The organism is Pseudomonas sp. Z1-12 (assembly GCF_051132015.1).
In the GTDB taxonomy this organism is placed as follows: domain Bacteria; phylum Pseudomonadota; class Gammaproteobacteria; order Pseudomonadales; family Pseudomonadaceae; genus Aquipseudomonas; species Aquipseudomonas zanjanensis.
In genome coordinates this window covers 5,944,232-5,962,859 of sequence record NZ_CP071647.1, presented here as the reverse complement: position 1 = coordinate 5,962,859, position 18,628 = coordinate 5,944,232, and the positions used below count along the sequence as shown (strand labels likewise).

Here is an 18,628-nt window from a genome sequence, read left to right as displayed (position 1 = left end):
TGACCTGCATGCATGACCCTCTATAAGGTGGTTTCACTGTATGCACATACAGTATTTCTAAAGCATCATTTATTTGAATCCATTCATGGACGAGGTATTACCTTATGAAAACCACCACTGAAAAATTCGGTGCAACCCCCCATCAACCCAGCCTCTGGACCCGCGCCGACGCGCTGAAAGTCCGGGCCGACGACCCCACCACCACCCAACCACTGGTCAGCCCGGATTTCCCGGTACTGAACAACGACGTGTTCATCTGGGACACCATGCCCCTGCGCGACCTGGACGGTAACGTGACGTCCGTCGATGGCTGGTCGGTGATCTTCACCCTGACCGCCGACCGTCATCCAAACGACCCGCAGTACCTCGACGAGGACGGCAACTACGACATCCTCCGCGATTGGAACGACCGCCACGGTCGGGCAAAGATGTACTACTGGTTTTCTCGTACCGGCAAGAACTGGGAATTCGGTGGCCGCGTGATGGCCGAAGGCGTTTCGCCCACCGCTCGCGAATGGGCCGGCACACCGATCCTGCTGAACGACCGAGGTGAAGTGGACCTGTATTACACCGCCGTCACCCCAGGCGCGACCATCGTCAAGGTGCGCGGCCGGGTAGTGACCACTGAACACGGTGTCAGCATGGTCGGCTTCGAGAAGGTCAAGCCGCTGTTCGAGGCCGACGGCAACCTGTACCAGACCGAAGCCCAAAACGCCTTCTGGGGTTTCCGCGACCCATGGCCTTTCCGCGACCCGAACGATGGCAAGCTGTACATGCTGTTCGAGGGCAACGTGGCCGGTGAGCGCGGCTCCCACAAAGTAGGCGAAGCAGAAATTGGCGACGTGCCGCCGGGTTATGAAGATGTCGGCAACTCGCGCTTCCAGACCGCCTGTGTCGGCATCGCCGTAGCCCGCGACGCCGACGGCGACGACTGGGAAATGTTGCCGCCACTGCTGACCGCCGTCGGGGTAAACGACCAGACCGAGCGCCCGCACTTCGTGTTCCAGGATGGCAAGTACTACCTGTTCACGATCAGCCATACCTTCACCTACGCCGACGGTGTCACCGGCCCGGACGGCGTGTACGGTTTCGTCGCGGACTCGCTGTTCGGCCCTTACGTGCCACTGAACGGCTCCGGCCTGGTGCTGGGCAACCCGTCCTCCCAGCCATTCCAGACCTACTCGCACTATGTCATGCCAAACGGCCTGGTGACCTCCTTCATCGACAGCGTACCGACCGACGAAACCGGCACGCAGATTCGTGTCGGTGGCACCGAGGCACCCACGGTGGGCATGAAGATAAAAGGGCAGCAGACGTTCGTGGTGGCCGAGTACGACTACGGTTACATCCCGCCGATGCTCGACGTCACGCTCAAGTAACAACGACACCGGGGTTTCAGGCAGCGGGTTTGCGGTCGATGGCAAAACCGTTGTGGATAGGATCGAGATATCCCGCCTGATTCATTGCGACGTTGCTCGCAAGCCCCATTGAACAACGCGTCGTAACCCTCTTCGTGACTGGCTGCAAGGATGCAGCCAGTCGCGTATGCATTCCCCTGCGATGTAGGTACACAAGCCCCTCTGTGGGCGCGAGCTTGCTCGCGATAGCGGTGTGTCAGCCAACATTCCAGCCAGCTGTTTATCGTGACGCCACGAGACCAGCCAGGACCGACATCGCCTTGCGCCATTGCCTACAACTACGCCAGAATCCGCCGGCTTGTGCGTCCTTGGCTTCGTCGGTAGTTTTGATCCTGTCACTGCCCATCAGTGATCGGGTTTAGCAGCCCGTCGAGTTGAGTCGCATCAAGCTTCATCAGTCAGGTATCCCCATCCCTGCATTTGATGGTGGCTGTGCGTGGGGCGCCCCCGGGCGCGCCGATTTCTTAACTCGTCGGTCTGCTAACCCGCGTACAGCTGCCACCCACTCGTTTAGCAGCGAGAGGGTTGTGGCCTCACCAAAGAGAGTTAAGGCTATGGTCAAAATTACACCGAACCCTCCGACCACAGATGAGCATGTGTCTCGCGCTCAGTCTGCTCGTAACAATAAGCTTGATGACGCTGCCACCCGGGCGTTGGATTACTACCTGAAGCCTAAGCCGAAGGAAGAAACGTCTGACAAGCCCAACACTATTTTCCGTATCGCACCTGATGTTGATTCGGAATGTCTGCTTGCCAATCTCAGTGAAAACCTGGCTTCTGCGAATGCCATGATCAGTGATTTGGCGTTTGGTCTTGAAGGATCACGACGGCATTTTGCGTTGGGGATTTTGCAGGTGATTGAGGTGAGTGAACTGTTGGCGAATCGGGCTTTGGATATTGTTGAGGTGAGGTAGCAAGGGGTCGCGCTTACCCCGGAAATGAAAAAAGGTCTTGCATGGCAAGACCTTTTTTGTAGGCGAGAGATTGGAATAAAAAGGCTGTCAGGTTTAGTGGCATCCAGAAATTCGTCGCTCCATTTGTGCAACAAGGTGCTGCACTAATCACGAATCAAAAGCACGTGGTGTTGTGTCCCCAGGGCTACAGCAATCAGAAAAATACAGATGTTTGATGCTCGAGGGCTACAAGTGACCACCCTGTTTGATGTGGCCGAAATGCTGAAACAGGCTCGAGGTGAGGCCCATTTGAGCCAGGAAGCCTTGGCCAGCCGCGCAGGCGTATCACGTTCCACGGTGGCGCGTATGGAAACAATGGCTAAAGGGGATATGAGCGTCTCGGCCCTTGTCCGGTTATTGGAAGCGGCCGGATACGACTTGAAACTGGTGAAGGCAGGTCATGAACGCACGGTTGAGGACATCCTGGCCGAGCAGCGTTCCGGGGCGATCGAGTCGTAGTCACGGACGGAGCGCTGACAGGGGAATTGTGCAAGTACCTCTTGCACAATTTTCCCAGCTGTAAAGTCGCGCCCTGCGAGCGTCCCTCCTCCATGTAGACGCCGTCTCAGGCCACTCCCTTGAATACCCTGTCATTTTTAAGCTGCTGCGCTGCGTTTAATTGCAGCGATCACCGAAATGATCGCGTTGGCGTCCGCGTCGCCAAACGCGCCGTCTAATCCCTCGTGGTGCAGCGCGGTAAAAGGCGGTTCATATAATTGACCCGCTTCCATTACCCCTTGGCGAGTTAGCCGTTCGATGATCATTTCCACGAAACGAATCTGCTGACTGCTGTAGCGGTTCTCGTCGAGGAATTGACCGAAAGCTTCTTTTGCTGCAATTCGATCCAAACCTATCAATGATCGGATCAACAGCGTCAGCGGTTGGTCAGTTCCGTAGCATTGTTCGAACTGCTCGCGACTTTGAACCGGTTCTGACTCGTAGACAAAATGCTCCAGCTCGCTCAGATCGCTCGGCGTCAGTGGTCGGTTAAACTTGAGCTTAGCGATGGCCACGTGGTTCTCATTGCCACGGATGTAAGCTTCGACCTTTTTCTTGTACTGCTCCAGGTTGATGCCGGTATTAAAATCTTTCAGATTGACTACAGTCGCTTCGCCAATCTCGTCGCTTAGCACGCTATAAACGGGGTTACTCGGGCGGCGTTCGATAAATTTGATCAACTCTCGCATCTTGCGCCGCATTTGCTCAAGCATCGGCAAGCGGATGTCCTGCCAGTACTCTTCGGTTTGCACGTCTTGAAGCAACACAAGTTCAGCATGCACTGCCGGAATGCTATCCATCACTTCTAACTGGCTGGCCAGCTCGACCACCTTGTCACGAAATGTCACGAAGTCGCTAGTCGAGCGAAGTAACGCTAGCTGCAAATTCAGGCATAGCAGATCAAACAACTTGGCAGTGATGTGCTCAGGAGCGCGCTCACTCGGCAAGCCGGCGACGTGACTGCGCAGATCACTCAGTGCAGCATCATCCAGCGCATTCCAAACTTCACGCTTGGCAAATCGGGTCACATGCTCCAGCTCGGTACGCACAATGAAGTTGTCTTTATTCATCGTCGCGACTTCATCGTGTAGCTCGTTGGTCAAATCTGTGCGCAGTTCGACAAAGGCATCGTACTGGCCTCTGCTTTCCGCCAGATCATAAGGCCTGCGAACGTCCTTCGGGGCTAACAACGACAGCAGATCTAGCCGCGCTTTGAATAACCGCTTACCCAATGGCTCGGCCATGCCGCCCAGTGCGCCCTTGGGGTTTTCGTTGAAGTATTCGAAGTTTGCGCAGAAATCGAAGATGGCGAACTCGCGTTTGTGCACGCCTGGCGCAAACAGGTCCGGACACAGACGCGTGCCGCGACCAATCATTTGCAAGAACTTAACCTTTGAGCGGACGGCCTTGAAGAACACCAAATTCAAAACCTGTGGCACATCGATGCCGGTATCGAGCATATCCACCGAAATGGCGATCTGCGGCAGCTTGTTGAGCTTGCTGCTGAACTCATCGATCAAAGTCTGCGCATAACTCACCGAATGGGTTATAACTCGTGCGAACTCGCCGTTGAAGTGCGGGTAATGGTGATTGAAGCGCCGGGCAATAAATTCGGCGTGTTTCTGATTTACCGCAAAAATAATGGTCTTGCCAAGCCTGTCGCCGCCCTCCACCGTCAGACCGTTTTGCATCAAGTGCTTAAGCATCAGGTCAACGGTTGGCTCGTTGAACAGCTGCTTGTTGACCTCAGATGCCAACACCTCGGTAGGTGCATCGCCTTCGGCACTGTAGTCCCCCCAATCCAGCGACTCCCAGTGCTCTTTCTCAACATCGCTGAGTTGGTCATAACGGATGCCCTCTCGGACAAACTTGATCGGCACCGAATATGCTTTGGGTGGCACCAGATAACCGTCATCCACAGCCTCATTCAGACCGTATGCATCGGTCGGTACGCCAGTTTCCAGGCCGAATAGGTGATAGGTATCGCGATCCACTTCGTCACGCGGGGTGGCGGTCAGACCCACCAAATAACTGTCGAAGTAACGGAAGATCGCGCCGTACTTCTGGTACACACTGCGATGCGCCTCGTCGATCACGATCAAGTCAAAGTGGCCGACGCCGTACTTGCGACGGTCACCCTCCATCTGCTCGATCAAACCCATCATGCTCGGATAGGTACACAGATACACCCGGCCCTGGCCGTTCTTGTCGGTGACCAGATTGACCGGGCTGGAGTCTGGCAGGAACTCCTTAAAGGCATTTGTGGCTTGTTTTACCAGGGCTACCCGGTCAGCTAGAAACAGCACGCGTTTGACCCAGTTGCCCCGCATCAACAACTCGATCAGGGCAATCGACATTCGCGTCTTGCCAGTGCCAGTGGCCATGGTTAGCAAACCGGCGCGACGGCCGAGATTCAGTGATTCACTCATCGCTCGAATCGCGCGGTGCTGATACGCCCGCTCAACAATCTCGCTATTGATCGGTAGTTCGCGTAAGTCGGTTTGCAGGCTGCGCCGCTGAATCGCTAATTCGAGTTCATCGCGGGTGTAAAAGCCCTGTACTTCGCGTGGCGGCGCACGTCGGTCGTCCCACAGCCAGGTGTGATTACCGTTGCTATAGAAAATCAGCGGCCGCTGGCCCTTCTCGGCCTCAAGACAATCGGCGTACAACTTAGCTTGCTGCTGCCCTACGTCCGGGTCTTTCAGGCTGCGCTTGGCTTCCACCACAGCCAACGGTTTGCCGTTGGCCCCCCACAGCACATAATCGACAAAGCCTTCACCGTGCCCATTGGGCATGCTGCTGACTGGCACTTCGGCGTCAGCGTTTTTGCCCAATTCCCAACCGGCCTCGCGCAGCAGCACATCGATAAACAGACGACGGGTGTCGGCCTCGTCGTAATCATGGTTATCTGGCACGGCGATATTCGTCGCCTTGGCCTGGGCCAGCGCCGCACGGGTGGCAACCAGTTCGGCATCCAGTCTCGCTAGCAGCGCCTCGCGCTCACTAAGGCTTGCGGCTTGCTCGGCAATCGCCGCCTCGCGGGCTTCAAGGGTGCCGTGTTGGGCTGCTATCTGTTCTTGGAATTTGGCTTCCTGCTTTTTCAGTTCCGCACGGGTAAAGGCAACTGCCTCATTCATGCTAACGAGCTGAGGCACACGTTTTTCGTTAAACGCAGCGTCGATACTTTTTGGGTCACTGGCGCGGGTATAAGTGCGTGCCAGCCAGAACAACACGTGAAACAGTTCGCGTACCAGCCTCATCGCATCGCTGTAGCCAATCGCTTGATTGGAATGCACCGCCTGATTGCCGAACCTCTGAATCAAGCGCGTCTTCTGATGAATTTGCGGGGGCAGCAGGCGAACGAACTCCACCTGCGTAAGCAGCAGATTGAGGCCGTTGTCGTAAGGCATGCGCAGGTCGCGATCATGCTCGTAAAGCCAATGCACCGTTTGCTCCAGCGCATGTCGAGTACGCATGCAACAGGCACGCGGGTCGGAGTACACCAGTTGTTCCGCGCCTTTGGCCGGCTCAAACAGCGCTTTAAATTCGGGGATGAGAAATTCAAAGTTGCTCATATCAACCGGCTACCTTCTGTGAGTCCATCTCGTCCAGTTGTTGGCGTACGCTGTCGATTGAGTCCTGAATTTTGCGGGTAAAGCGGGAAGGTTTGCGGTAGGTCATTACCAGCCGGTCGATCGCACGGGTCATAGCCACATACAGCAGGCGCGCCTCGTCGGCCTCGTCATCACCCTTTTTCGGCATGTCACCCAGACGGGGAGTCAGAACGAGGCCCTCGAACTGCTTGCGGGTAATCGCCGTCATTACCCTGCCCCAGCCGAAGGGGATGATCAAGTTGCCAGTATGGGGCGACCCGAGGGGCTGTTTTGGCGCAGGATCCTTTCGCAATATCATCACCACTTCCATCGTGTAGGCTCGCGCCTGCAGCATAAGGTTCTTTTGGGTTTTCAGCAGGCCGCCGGCAAAAATTTTTGCATGGCCGCGATCCATACTCTAGATGGTGTCGAGCTTCCAGCCCCTGACCTCCAGCAAAGGTAGTCGTCTGCGAGCTCCCTCCAAGCGCTCCGCTAAGCGGCGTTCGCCCCGCGTATCGAAGCGGCAAGTGGTGCAGGAGGGGAGGAATTGAGCCATATGGGTTGCCTGTCACTTGGCGTGCTGGGGGCACTTGTTTTGGGAGCTGGATAGAACTGTTACTGCGCCCGTCTCGCTGTAAATGCTCGATATATTCATGGTCCGGCAGAAAATGCACTTTTTTGAACTGAGAAAAACAAATCCTTCAATCTATTGGAGTGCGCCAGTGCCTGCTGACGAAGACTCCAGTTCATCGCGACTATTCCAGTGAATTTTTTTTGCAGCTCAACAGGAGGCAACATTAGATCCCAAGACCGGCAGTCTGGCACTGAAAGATGCTTTACCGTGCTGCCGGAGCTCTGCTTCTTGAACTGCTGCTGCATTCCTTCCCCCATGAAGGAGTAAAGAAGATACTCAGGCGTTGCACGCTGCTGATTCACCCGATAAAGCATTAACCGCTGACCGAGAAAAACCTGATCGTCTGAGTCTAAAACTCCGGCCTCGCCGGCAGGAGCTTCTCGGGTAAGAATAACGTCTCCTTTTTGCGGCAAAAGTCTCCGATTCCAGTCATCAAATATGACCTTCTCAACATATCTGACGCTATCCAAACTCACCTTAAAGTTTCGGACGTTAGTCGTTCGAATCATTTTGTAGTCAGTTACGTAATCCACCGTTGGAGCCGTTCGATTCACACAATCCACGATGGACTCACATGCCTCTTGGATACTTAATACTGGCCATCCCTTTGGATTCGTCACGGGGTCACCGAACATTTCCAGAAACACGGATTGCAGCAGCTGGTCGAGCTTGGCGACGGCTTCGCGACGCTTGGCGCGCAGCGCGTCGACCTTGTCCAGAATCGCCGCGATACGGCGTTGTTCGGAGAGCGGCGGAAGGGGTATCTCGATCTTTTTAAGGTTACCAGCAGCAATGCTGGCCTGATTCACGGACTTATTGGCTATTCGCAATAGTTTGCCCTTCGTTACCGGCGCTCGTAGGGCGCGCAGTAGGTAGTCGCAATCAACCTTGGATTTATCCGGGCGGAGGTTAAGCAGGTTCATGCCATGAACTAATTTCTCTGGGTAACCTTTATAAATTGCGGCCTTGCCTAGATGCTCAAGGCTGTTGATATGGCTAAACAAAATGTCGCCGACCTCAAGCAAGAAGTCTCCAGCGCTTTCAACTGACACCCCGGCATATCCGACCCGTGACGTATCAATTGACTGATTTGCAATAGTCTCAATACGAGTGATCGGAAGTCCGTTGATCTCTTTGGATTGCTGGATTGACTTGCCGTTTTTAATGAAATGGCAGAGGTCTTCTAGCTTAGATACGGGCCAGCTCATGCCAACATCCCCTCCAGCTCAACCATCCCCTGCATTATTTCCGCCTCCAGCTCCTTTAACTCAGCCAGAATTTTTTGCGGCGCTTCGTGCTGAGCTTCTTCGTACAGCACTTGCTTGTAGCGGTTGATCGACAGGTCGTAGCCGTTGCCGACAATTTCCGCCCTGGGTACCAGAAAGCTCTGCTCCGTGCGTGCGCGGCTGGTTTCGTCGACGCGGTTATGCCAGCGGGTGATGATGTCGGGTAGGTTGTTGGTCCCGTGTTTGCTCGCGTCCAGCTCGTTGCGTTTATCGTCCAGCGAGAAGCCATCGGCTTGCATATCGTAAAACCAGACGTGGTCAGTCCCGCCAGAGTTGGTTTTGGTAAACAGCAAAATAGCGGTGGACACCCCAGCATAGGGGCGGAATACGCCCGACGGCATGGAGACGATGCCGTCCAGCTTGTGCTCTTCCACCAGCATCTGCCGCAACGCTTTGTGCGCCTTGCTGGAACCGAATAGCACGCCATCCGGCACGACCACGGCGGCACGGCCACCGGCCTTGAGCAGGCGCAGAAACAAAGCGAGGAACAGCAGCTCGGTCTTTTTGGTTTTGACAATTTGCTGCAAGTCTTTGGCGCAGCTCTCGTAATCCAGGCTGCCAGCAAACGGCGGGTTGGCCAGGATCAGGCTGAACTGCCCTTCGACGCCGGCGTGGCCTTCGCTGAGGGAGTCGCGATTTTCAATCGCCGGGTTTTCCACGCCGTGCAGCAGCATGTTCATCGAGCCGACACGGAGCATGGTGCTGTCGAAGTCGAAGCCGTGGAAGGTGTCGTGATTGAAGCGTTTGGCGCTGGCCGCGTCCTGGTACAACTCGTGGCTGTGTTTGGCGTTGAGGTATTCGGCAGCCGTCACCAGAAAACCAGCGGTACCGCAGGCCGGATCACAAATGGTGTCCGACGGCTTAGGTGCCATCATCTCGACCATTAACTTGATGATGTGCCGGGGCGTGCGGAACTGACCGTTCTGTCCAGCACTGGCGATTTTGCCAAGCATATATTCGTAGAGGTCGCCCTTGGTGTCGCGGTCCTCCATGGGGATAGCGTCGAGCATGTCCACCACCTTGGCCAGCAAAGCGGGGTTGGGTATAGTAAAGCGCGCATCCTTCATATGCGCGGCGTAGGTGGACTCGCCATCTTCACCGCCCAGCGACTTGATAAAAGGGAACACCTTATCGGCAATCAGTGCGTACAAGCTGGCCGGATCACCCAGCGCCTTGAACGCCGCCCAACGCAAATGCGCTTGGTAGGGGCTGAAAATCGGCTTATCAATTGGTTGCCCGGTGCGCGCGGCCTTACGCTCTTTAACCGTCTGCAACTCGTCGAGGCGTTTGATAAACAGCAGATAGGTCATCTGCTCGATAACTTCCATGGGGTTGGAAATACCGCCGCTCCAGAATGCATTCCATATCTGGTCAACTTGAGATTTGATAGCGCCTGTGATCACTACGAATTACCTTGATTTGGGTTTACTGCCCGGCGCAGCAATGCTGCGGGCAACAGGCCAAACTGGGAAACTCCCGCTTGGCAAAGTGCGCGCAGTCTAACGATTCTCGAGTAAGGCTGTCAGGTGCAACCGCGCGGACCATGGCTGCCACCGGCGCCATCCGGTAAATGCTTAGCGTATCGCTACGGTGTCACGGTCTCGCGCTTCATTGCAGGCAGATTTAAGAGGCTGGCAGGAGCAGCCTACTGAATATGCTCAATTTTCCTGGCTTCGTCGGGTGGCATTTGATTATTAGCTGCGGCTAACCCAGCGTTTTGGTGTGGGTTAGGTCTGGATCAAAGAAGGTGTTCTGCATCAGCCCGCATTCTGTGTGGCTTCAGACGTTAAAAAGCCGGCTTATGGCCGGCTTCTCGTTGACTGATTCAGCTCGTTTTTGACAAACCTTACCAGCCTTCAAAACGTACATCCGGCTCTTGCGGCCGGCTGTGGGACTTGGTCAGAAAGTGATCTGCCTTGTCGGTGCGAGGCGTGGGCTCGCAAATGTGGGGCGGAGGATACGCGGGTTTGCTTTGGAATCCCAGTGCTAAGTGGTGTGGAATCATTGGGTTAGGGGGATTTAGGGGGAAAGCAGGGGGCTGCTGCGCAGCCCAGCGGGAGCAAGCTCCCTCGCCACAAAAGCTCCCTGCCACAAAAGCTCCTGCCACAGCTTCTACTGCAGTTCTTGCCACGGTTTCTGGTCTTGGGTGGGTTAGTCGAACACCGGCGGTCTCTGTTTGTTGAGGGTTGACCACCAGAACACCCAGCCGATCACGTGGATGTGTTGCTTGTCGATCTGTTCTGCGCTGAAGACCTCATCGGGATACGCAGCACTGTTATGACTACGCAGCCGCAGTCGGTTACCTGGGATTCTGTGGAGATATTTGATACGCAACATGCCGTCATGTTCGAGGGCATAGATTTGACCATCAACAATCTGCGTCAGGCCGCGGTCAATGGCGAGGGTGGAGCCGTCTTCGATGCGTTCGGCCATGCTGTCGCCGACCATGGTGATGCAGATGGCGTCGCTGGGGTCGATTTCCAGGGATTCGAGGTGGCTGCGGGGCAGGCGGATGGATTGGTCGGGGATTTCGACGATGTGGGTCTTGGTTTCGCCGGGGGCGATGGGGACTTCCTTGTAAAAGGGCAGTTCGATGTCCGTGGGTTCGGCCACGCTGTAGACGCCGTCGTTTTCGGCGGCTTCATAGGTGGTGCCGGGGCCGAGGCCCAATGGGGTTTGCGGGCCTTCGCCGCGGGCGAGCCATTGCGGGCTGACGGTCAGCAGGCTGGCGATGGAATGGATGCGCCCGGGCGGGATGCCACGGTTGAACCAGTTGTTCACGTGTTGGGATTTCACGCCATATAACTTCGCAAAGTCGGCGGAACGGATGTTCGCTTCTTTTAGAAGGGCTCGGAAGCGGTCGCCACTGGACTGTATTTTCATAAACGGGAAGTTTAGGGGCGACGGTGTTTTCGGCAATAAACAGGTTGTTCAAATATATAAGATGATCTTTCCGTTTGCAGGATTTGAAAGGCGCGGGCTAAACGGGTTTAAACGATGTTAATACGATGCTGTATTAAGCTCCATTAAGGCATAAAAAAACCCCGGTGCAAACCGGGGTTCTTTATTCAAGTACGGCTTAGCCTTTGTAGGCGGCAACCGACTGGGTGATCGCTTCGCGGGCGGCGTCTGCGCCGGCCCAGCCTTCGATCTTGACCCACTTGCCTTTTTCGAGGTCTTTGTAGTTCGCGAAGAAGTGCTCGATCTGCTGGATCAGCAGCGGTGGCAGGTCGGTGTATTCCTTCACGTCGACGTACAATTGCGACAGTTTGTCGTGTGGCACTGCGATGACTTTGGCATCGCCGCCGCCGTCGTCGGTCATGTTCAGGATGCCGACTGGACGGGCGCGGATGACCGAGCCTGGGGCCACTGGGTAAGGGGTCACGACCAGCACGTCGAGGGGGTCGCCGTCGTCGGCCAGGGTGTTGGGGATGTAACCGTAGTTGGCCGGGTAGAACATCGGGGTGGCCATGAAACGGTCAACGAACAGGCAATCGCTGTCTTTGTCGATTTCGTATTTGATCGGGGCGTGGTTGGCCGGGATTTCGATTGCGACGTAGATGTCGTTCGGCAGGTCTTTGCCAGCCGGAATCTTGCTGTAGCTCATTGGGCGGTGCCCCCGTTAGTTGACCAAATGACTGGTCGGATTGACCAAAAAGTGGCGGCGATTATAGGCATATTCGGCCGCTGTTGCCACGTTACCAGGGTCTTAGAGACCTTAGTATGACGCCTGATAGACCGGATCTTCGGCCTGAAGTTGCCGCAGCCGGGCCAATGGATCCTGGCGGTAGAACGCCTTGAGCTGTTCATACACCCTTGGATAGGCCTGGTGCAGGAGGTCTGGGGCGCTGAAGAAGTATTCGCTGGTGACGGCGAAGAACTCCGCTGGGTTTTCGGCGGCGTAGGGGTCGATGACGGTTTCTGCGTCTGGGTTGTGGTCGAGTTGGCGGTCGAGGTCGTCGAAGGCTTGTTGCATGGCCTTGGCCCAGTCGCTGACGCGCATGTCGGCGTGCAGCGGTGGCAGGCCGTTGGCGTCGCCGTTGAGCATGTCGAGTTTGTGCGCCAGTTCGTGGATCACCAGGTTGTAGCCGTCCCAGCCGCCGCTGGCCATGACGCCGTCCCAGGCCAGGATGATCGGGCCTTGGGGCCAGGCTTCGCCGCTGTGTTCGCCGTCCCATTCGTGCTCGATGCCGCTGGCGTCGCGGTAGCGCTGGGGGCTGAGGAAGTCGTCGGGGTAGAGGACGATTTCGTGGAAGCCCTGGTACCAGTTCAGGTCGCCGAGGTGCATCAGCGGCAATTGGGCTTGGGCGGCGAGCAGCAGGCGTTGTTCCTGGTGCAGTTCGACACCGGGCAGGGCGGTGAGGTGTTTGTCGTGGAGGAACAGCACGCAGGCTTCCCGCAGCCATTGGTCCTCGGCGGCGCTGATGCCGTCGAGGAAGCTCAATTGTTGGCGCACCCGCTGCCAGGTGTCCTCGGCCACGGGGTGTTTGGCGAGGGTGCGGCGGCGGCGCCAGTTGCTCAGGGACCACATGGCGATCAGCGCGGTTGGGCTTTCGAGGCGCGCTGGCTCAGTTTGCTGCGCACCAGGCTGATGATCATCGGCAGCAGCGACAGCAGGATGATGCCGACCACCAGCAGCGACAGGTTCTGCTTGATGAAGGGCACGTTGCCGAAGAAGTAGCCGAGGGTCACCAGGCCGCCGACCCAGAGGACGGTGCCGAGGACGCTGAAGCCGAAGAAGCGCAGGTAGTTCATTTTGCCGACGCCGGCGACGAAGGGGGCGAAGGTGCGGATGATCGGCAGGAAGCGCGCCAGGGTCACGGTTTTGCCGCCGTGTTTGGCGTAGAAGTCGTGGGTTTGTTGCAGGTAGTCGCGGCGGAAGATTTTCGAGTTGGGGTTGCTGAAGAGTTTTTCGCCGGCGGTGCGGCCGATGAGGTAGTTGGTGCTGTCGCCGAGGATGGCCGCGAGCATCAGCAGGCCGCCCAGCAGGACGGGGTCCATGGCGCCACCGGCGGCGACGGCGCCGGCGATGAACAGCAGGGAATCGCCGGGCAGGAATGGCATGACCACCAGGCCGGTTTCACAGAAGATCACCAGGAACAGGATGGCGTAGACCCAAGTCCCGTAGTTGGTCACCAGCATGTCGAGGTAGACGTCGAGATGCAGGATGAGGTCGAGGGGGTTGAAATCCATGTATGGCACCTGTGGTGGCGGCCCGACTCGGCAGGCGGGTGGGTCTGGCTTTGAGTATGGCTACAGGGTGTGTAGCTTTTTCTTACAAGCTGGGAAGAGCGGCATTATACGGTGGGGCGGGGGGAGTGCGGGGGGAGTTTGTAGCTGGGGATTTCTGAGGGATTGCCTGGATGAGGCGTGGCTCGGACCGCTTTTGTGGCGAGGGAGCTTGCTCCCGCTGGAGCGCGAAGCGGTCCTAACAGCTGCCACCGCGGTCATCCTGATATACCGCGTGCTCAGGGATTGGGGCTGCTGCGCAGCCCAGCGGGAGCAAGCTCCCTCGCCACAAGGGGGTTACTCGGCCACGAAGTTTCATTCCGTCACAAGGACGGTGGTGCTAAGGGAGGGCTTTGGTTGTTGGGTCTGTAATGGGTGCTGGCGCAGGCTGTCTTGTGTGGCGAGGGAGCTTGCTCCCGCTGGAGCGCGAAGCGGTCCCAACAGCAGCCATCGCGGTCATCCTGATGTACCGCGTGCTCAGGGATTGGGGCTGCTGCGCAGCCCAGCGGGAGCAAGCTCCCTCGCCACAAGGGTTTCACTCGGCCACAGAGGTTTGATCGCTCCCACGCGGAGCGTGGGGACAATCAGTCCGCGGTCATCAGGTCAAATCTTCGCTGATCGGCAGCACGTAGTTCTTGAACTCGGTGTCTTCCTTGAAGCCGATCGACTCGTAGGTTTTCTGCGCGACTTCGTTGTTGCTGCTGGTGGAGACGCGCATGCGGACGGCGTTGGTTTCCTTGGCCATTTTTTTTGCGGTGCGGATCAGGTTGTCGGCCACCAGTTGGCGGCGGGCGTCTTCGGCGACGTAGATGTCGTTGAGGATCCACACGCGCTTGAGGGATAGCGATGAGTAGCTTGGGTAGAGCTGGCAGAAGCCCAGTAAACGGTTGTCATCGTCATCGGGCAGGGCCAGGTAGATCACCGACTCCTTGCGGCGCAGGCGCTTTTCGAGGAAGGCTCGGGACGAATCCGGGTAGGGCAGTGAGCCGTAGAATTCCCGGTATTTGACGAACAATGGGGTCAGCAGGTCCAGGTGTTCCAGGGTTGCTTGGATAATCCGCATGGTAGGTCTCGTCTGCAAGGGTCGACAGATATTCTGACAACACTGTCGCGCTGCCGTGCTTTTGATGCTGCCTGAAAGCGGATCAAAAACGCAATCGGATAAACGGATCAGTCGCGGGGCGGCGCCAGTAGGAAATTACCTTTCATATCGGCAGCGTTTTCCGACTCTAGAGTGTTTACCTGGGCTTCGTCCTTCAGATTGACCCCAGAGAGCTGCCGGCGACAGGCCTCGCGCATCAGGTAGATCAGGCGATGGGCCGCCATGCCGTAGCTCAGGCCTTCGAGGCGCACATTGGAGATGCAGTTGCGATAGGCATCGTTCAGGCCGACCTTGGGGGCGTAGGTGAAATACAGCCCCAGGCTGTCGGGGGAGCTGAGGCCGGGGCGTTCGCCGATCAGGATCACCGACATCTTGGCACCGAGCCGTTCGGCGACTTCATCGGCCACGGCGACGCGGCCTTGTTCCACCAAGACGATGGGCGACACCGACCAGCCTTCAGCAGTGATCTGTTCTTCCAGTCGCGCCAGGAACGGCAAGGTATGCCGATGCACGGCCAGCGCCGACAGCCCATCGGCGACGACGATGGCCAGGTCCACGCCGCCCGGATGGGCCGCCGCGTACGCGTCCAGGATTTGCGCGGATGCTTCATCGAGCCGGCGGCCCAGGTCCGGGCGTTGTAGATAACTGTTGCGGTCGCTGGCCGCGCTATGGAGCAACAGGCTCTCACGGCCGCGTTCATCCAGTTGTGCGCGAATGCCCGGGTGGTCAAACGCCAGGTGCACGGCATCACGGGCCTGGGCGTGGGCGAATTGGAAGTCCAGTTGCGCCGAGGTCGGCAGGCTGGTGCCAGTGCGGCCCAGGGCGATGCGCGCCGGGGTGAGGTTGCGCAGGTTCAGCCAAGGGTTTTGTGGATCGACAGGTGATTTATCCATGGCAGGTCTCTTATCCCAAGTGCGCTAAGGCATGACGAAACGCCGGTGGCAGGTTGTCGCCGAACCGCACCCGGCCATCGGCCTGGGTGAAGATGCCCATGTTCGCCAGCCAGGTTTCGAATTCCGGCGCCGGTTTCAGGCCCAGGGTCTGGCGGGCGTAGAGGGCGTCGTGGAACGAGGTGGTCTGGTAGTTGAGCATGATGTCGTCGGAGCCGGGGATGCCCATGATGAAGTTGATCCCGGCCACGCCCAGCAGGGTCAGCAGGGTGTCCATGTCGTCCTGGTCGGCTTCGGCGTGGTTGGTGTAGCAGATGTCGCAGCCCATCGGCACGCCGAGCAATTTGCCGCAGAAGTGGTCTTCGAGGCCGGCGCGGATGATTTGTTTGCCGTTGTAGAGGTATTCCGGGCCGATGAAGCCTACAACCGTGTTCACCAAAAACGGGTTGAAATGTCGCGCCACGGCGTAGGCCCGGGTCTCGCAGGTCTGTTGATCGACGCCGTGGTGGGCGTTGGCCGACAGCGCGCTGCCCTGGCCGGTTTCGAAATACATCAGGTTGTTGCCTAAGGTGCCGCGATTCAGGCTGAGCCCGGCGTCGTAGCCTTCCTTCAAGATGTTCAGGCTGATGCCGAAACTGGCGTTGGCCGCTTCGGTGCCGGCGATGGACTGGAACACCAAGTCCAGGGGCACGCCACGGTTCGCCGCCTCGATGGAGGTGGTGACGTGGGTCAGTACGCAGCCCTGGGTGGGGATGTCGTAGCGCTGGATGATGGCGTCGAGCATTTCCAGCATGGCGCAGATCGAGGCCGTGCTGTCGGTGGCCGGGTTGATGCCGATCATGGCGTCGCCGTTGCCGAAGAGCAGGCCGTCGAGGATGCTCGCGGCGATCCCGGCGGGTTCGTCGGTGGGGTGGTTGGGTTGCAGGCGGGTGGACAGGCGTCCGCGCAGGCCGAGGGTGCCGCGGAACTTTGTGACGACGCGGATTTTCTGCGCCACCAGCACCAGGTCTTGCACGCGCATGATCTTCGAGACGGCGGCGACCATTTCCGGGGTCAGGCCCGGGGCCAAGGCGCGCAGGCTCTGTTCATCGGCGGCGTCGCTGAGCAGCCAGTCGCGAAAACCGCCGACGGTGAGGTGGCTGACGGCGGCAAAAGCTTGTTTGTCGTGAGTGTCGACGATCAATCGGGTGACTTCGTCGGCCTCGTAAGGAATCAGCATTTCTTGCAGGAAATGGCTCAGGGGCAAGTCAGCCAAAGCCATTTGCGCGGCCACGCGTTCGCCATCGTTGAGGGCGGCGATCTCGGCGAGGAAGTCCCCGGAACGGGCCGGGCTGGCCTTGGCCATCAGGTCTTTGAGGCTGTCGAAGCGGTAGGTCTGGGCGCCGACCGTGTGTGCAAAGCTGGCCATACAGGTTCTCCGTGACGGCGCCGCTGGGCGGCGCCGTGGTTTTCGGCACGTTACGGCTTAGTGCAAGGCTTCTTCGGCTTTTTGAATGGCCGCGAATTCCTCTTCGGGCGTGCCTGCGACCAAGTGATGCCGACTGTAGAAAGCAAAGTAAGCAATTAACACTCCATAGATGATCGCGGCGCCGATCACTACCCGTGGGTCGACCAGGAAGCCCGCCACCACGGCGATGCACGCCAACACCAGGGCCACGCCCGAGGTGAAGATGCCGCCCGGCGTACGGTATGGCCGGTCCATTTTGGGGCGACGGATGCGCAGGGTGATGTGCGCGGCCATCATCAGCACGTAGGAAATGGTCGCGCCGAACACGGCTACCAGAATCAGCAAGTCGCCCTGGCCGGTCAAGGACAGGCCGAAACCGATGATGCCGGGGATCACCAAGGCCAGGACCGGTGCCTTGCTTTTATTGGTTTCCGAGAGTTTGCGTGGCAGGTAGCCGGCGCGGGACAAGGCGAAGATCTGCCGCGAGTAGGCATAGATGATCGAGAAGAAACTCGCGATCAAACCGGCCAGGCCGACGAGGTTGACGAAGCTGCCCATCCAGGTCGAACCGCCGTAGGCCTTGGCCAAGGCTTCCACCAGCGGGTTGCCCGAGGTCATCAGCGCGTTGGAGCCGGCGCCGCCCGGGCCGATCACCAGGATCAGCAGGGCGAAGGCCACCAGCACCAGCATGGCGCCGATCAGGCCGCGTGGCAGGTCGCGCTTGGGGTTCTTGGTTTCTTCAGCGGCCAGGGGCACGCCTTCCACGGCGAGGAAAAACCAGATGGCATAAGGGATCGCCGCCCAGACGCCGACGTAGCCGAACGGCAGGAACGGACTGGCGCCCACCGCTTCCTTGACTGGAATGTCCAACAGGTTGGCGACGTTGAAGTGCGGCACCATCGCCACCAGGAAAACTCCCAGCGCCAGGGCGGCGACGGCGGTGATGATAAACATCAGCTTAAGCGCTTCGCCAACGCCAAATATGTGGATGGCGATGAAGATGATGTAGAACGCCAGGTAGATCATCCAGCCGCCAATGCCGAACAGCGACTGGCAATAGGCGCCGATGAACACGGCAATCGCCGCCGGGGCGATGGCGTATTCGATCAAAATTGCCGTGCCCGTGAGAAACCCGCCCCAGGGCCCGAAGGCGCTGCGGGCAAAACCGTAGCCGCCGCCGGCGGTGGGGATCATCGAGGACAGCTCGGCGAGGGAAAAGCACATGCACAGGTACATCGCGGCCATCAGCAGCGTGGCGAGGAACATCCCGCCCCAGCCGCCCTGGGCCAGGCCGAAGTTCCAGCCGGCGTAGTCACCGGAAATGACATAGGCCACGCCCAAGCCCACCAGCAGGACCCAGCCCGCCGCGCCTTTTTTCAGTTCGCGTTGTTGGAAATATTCGGAACCGACTTTTTCGAAGTCGACCGAGGACGTTGCCGGTTGCGGGTTTGCATGATCGCTTGGCATAAGGGTTTACCTGTTTTTTATTGTTGTTTTATCCAACCTGATCGCCGGAGTGGCGCATTACCCCTGTGGGAGCGGGCTTGCTCGCGAAAGCGGTGTGTCAGTCACTTAGAT

General features: G+C 58.0%; 15 protein-coding genes. 3 read left to right on the top strand and 12 right to left on the bottom strand.

Annotated features, from left to right (window positions below):
• Positions 1-104 precede the first annotated feature (104 nt).
• The 3 genes from J3P85_RS26050 (at position 105) to J3P85_RS26040 (ending at position 2,830) form a co-directional block, all read left to right on the top strand.
• Positions 105-1,379 (top strand): glycoside hydrolase family 68 protein, encoded by a 1,275-nt coding sequence (locus J3P85_RS26050; RefSeq protein ID WP_434704042.1) that lies wholly within the window; start codon positions 105-107, stop codon positions 1,377-1,379.
• A gap of 593 nt (positions 1,380-1,972) precedes the next feature.
• Positions 1,973-2,332, top strand: coding sequence for a DUF6124 family protein (locus tag J3P85_RS26045; RefSeq protein ID WP_434704041.1), 360 nt, complete (start codon positions 1,973-1,975; stop codon positions 2,330-2,332).
• A 231-nt stretch (positions 2,333-2,563) separates the two neighbouring features.
• Complete coding sequence (locus J3P85_RS26040; protein WP_434704040.1) at positions 2,564-2,830, top strand: helix-turn-helix transcriptional regulator; 267 nt, start codon at positions 2,564-2,566, stop codon at positions 2,828-2,830.
• Positions 2,831-2,967: 137 nt separating this feature from the next.
• Here the strand turns inward: J3P85_RS26040 and J3P85_RS26035 are convergent, their stop codons facing one another.
• From J3P85_RS26035 to eat, 12 genes are all read right to left on the bottom strand, one after another.
• Positions 2,968-6,444, bottom strand: a complete 3,477-nt coding sequence (locus tag J3P85_RS26035; protein ID WP_434704039.1) for a DEAD/DEAH box helicase family protein — start codon at positions 6,442-6,444, stop codon at positions 2,968-2,970.
• Position 6,445: 1 nt separating this feature from the next.
• Positions 6,446-6,877, bottom strand: coding sequence for a hypothetical protein (locus J3P85_RS26030; protein WP_433860882.1), 432 nt, complete (start codon positions 6,875-6,877; stop codon positions 6,446-6,448).
• 236 nt (positions 6,878-7,113) lie between these two features.
• Positions 7,114-8,304 carry a restriction endonuclease subunit S gene (locus tag J3P85_RS26025; RefSeq protein ID WP_433860881.1) on the bottom strand — a complete coding sequence of 397 codons (1,191 nt, stop codon included), beginning with the start codon at positions 8,302-8,304 and terminating at the stop codon, positions 7,114-7,116.
• Positions 8,301-9,785: a type I restriction-modification system subunit M gene (locus J3P85_RS26020; RefSeq protein ID WP_433860880.1), complete on the bottom strand. Its 1,485-nt coding sequence runs from the start codon at positions 9,783-9,785 to the stop codon at positions 8,301-8,303. The genes J3P85_RS26025 and J3P85_RS26020 overlap by 4 nt, the downstream gene beginning before the upstream one ends.
• Positions 9,786-10,533: 748 nt before the next feature.
• Positions 10,534-11,265 (bottom strand): LexA family transcriptional regulator, encoded by a 732-nt coding sequence (locus J3P85_RS26015; RefSeq protein WP_434704038.1) that lies wholly within the window; start codon positions 11,263-11,265, stop codon positions 10,534-10,536.
• A 196-nt stretch (positions 11,266-11,461) separates the two neighbouring features.
• Positions 11,462-11,989 carry an inorganic diphosphatase gene (gene ppa, locus J3P85_RS26010; protein WP_186613746.1) on the bottom strand — a complete coding sequence of 176 codons (528 nt, stop codon included), beginning with the start codon at positions 11,987-11,989 and terminating at the stop codon, positions 11,462-11,464.
• Between the two features lie 111 nt (positions 11,990-12,100).
• Positions 12,101-12,913 (bottom strand): zinc-dependent peptidase, encoded by an 813-nt coding sequence (locus J3P85_RS26005; RefSeq protein ID WP_434704037.1) that lies wholly within the window; start codon positions 12,911-12,913, stop codon positions 12,101-12,103.
• A gap of 5 nt (positions 12,914-12,918) precedes the next feature.
• Positions 12,919-13,575 carry a DedA family protein gene (locus J3P85_RS26000; protein WP_186730282.1) on the bottom strand — a complete coding sequence of 219 codons (657 nt, stop codon included), beginning with the start codon at positions 13,573-13,575 and terminating at the stop codon, positions 12,919-12,921.
• A 634-nt stretch (positions 13,576-14,209) separates the two neighbouring features.
• A complete protein-coding gene (locus tag J3P85_RS25995; RefSeq protein WP_186706590.1) occupies positions 14,210-14,674 on the bottom strand; it encodes a GNAT family N-acetyltransferase in 465 nt (154 codons plus the stop codon).
• A 107-nt stretch (positions 14,675-14,781) separates the two neighbouring features.
• Positions 14,782-15,606, bottom strand: a complete 825-nt coding sequence (eutC, locus tag J3P85_RS25990) for an ethanolamine ammonia-lyase subunit EutC (protein WP_434704036.1) — start codon at positions 15,604-15,606, stop codon at positions 14,782-14,784.
• A 10-nt stretch (positions 15,607-15,616) separates the two neighbouring features.
• Positions 15,617-17,011: an ethanolamine ammonia-lyase subunit EutB gene (locus J3P85_RS25985; RefSeq protein ID WP_434704035.1), complete on the bottom strand. Its 1,395-nt coding sequence runs from the start codon at positions 17,009-17,011 to the stop codon at positions 15,617-15,619.
• Positions 17,012-17,068: 57 nt separating this feature from the next.
• Positions 17,069-18,517 carry an ethanolamine permease gene (gene eat, locus J3P85_RS25980; protein WP_053125697.1) on the bottom strand — a complete coding sequence of 483 codons (1,449 nt, stop codon included), beginning with the start codon at positions 18,515-18,517 and terminating at the stop codon, positions 17,069-17,071.
• Between the last annotated feature and the right edge of the window lie 111 nt (positions 18,518-18,628).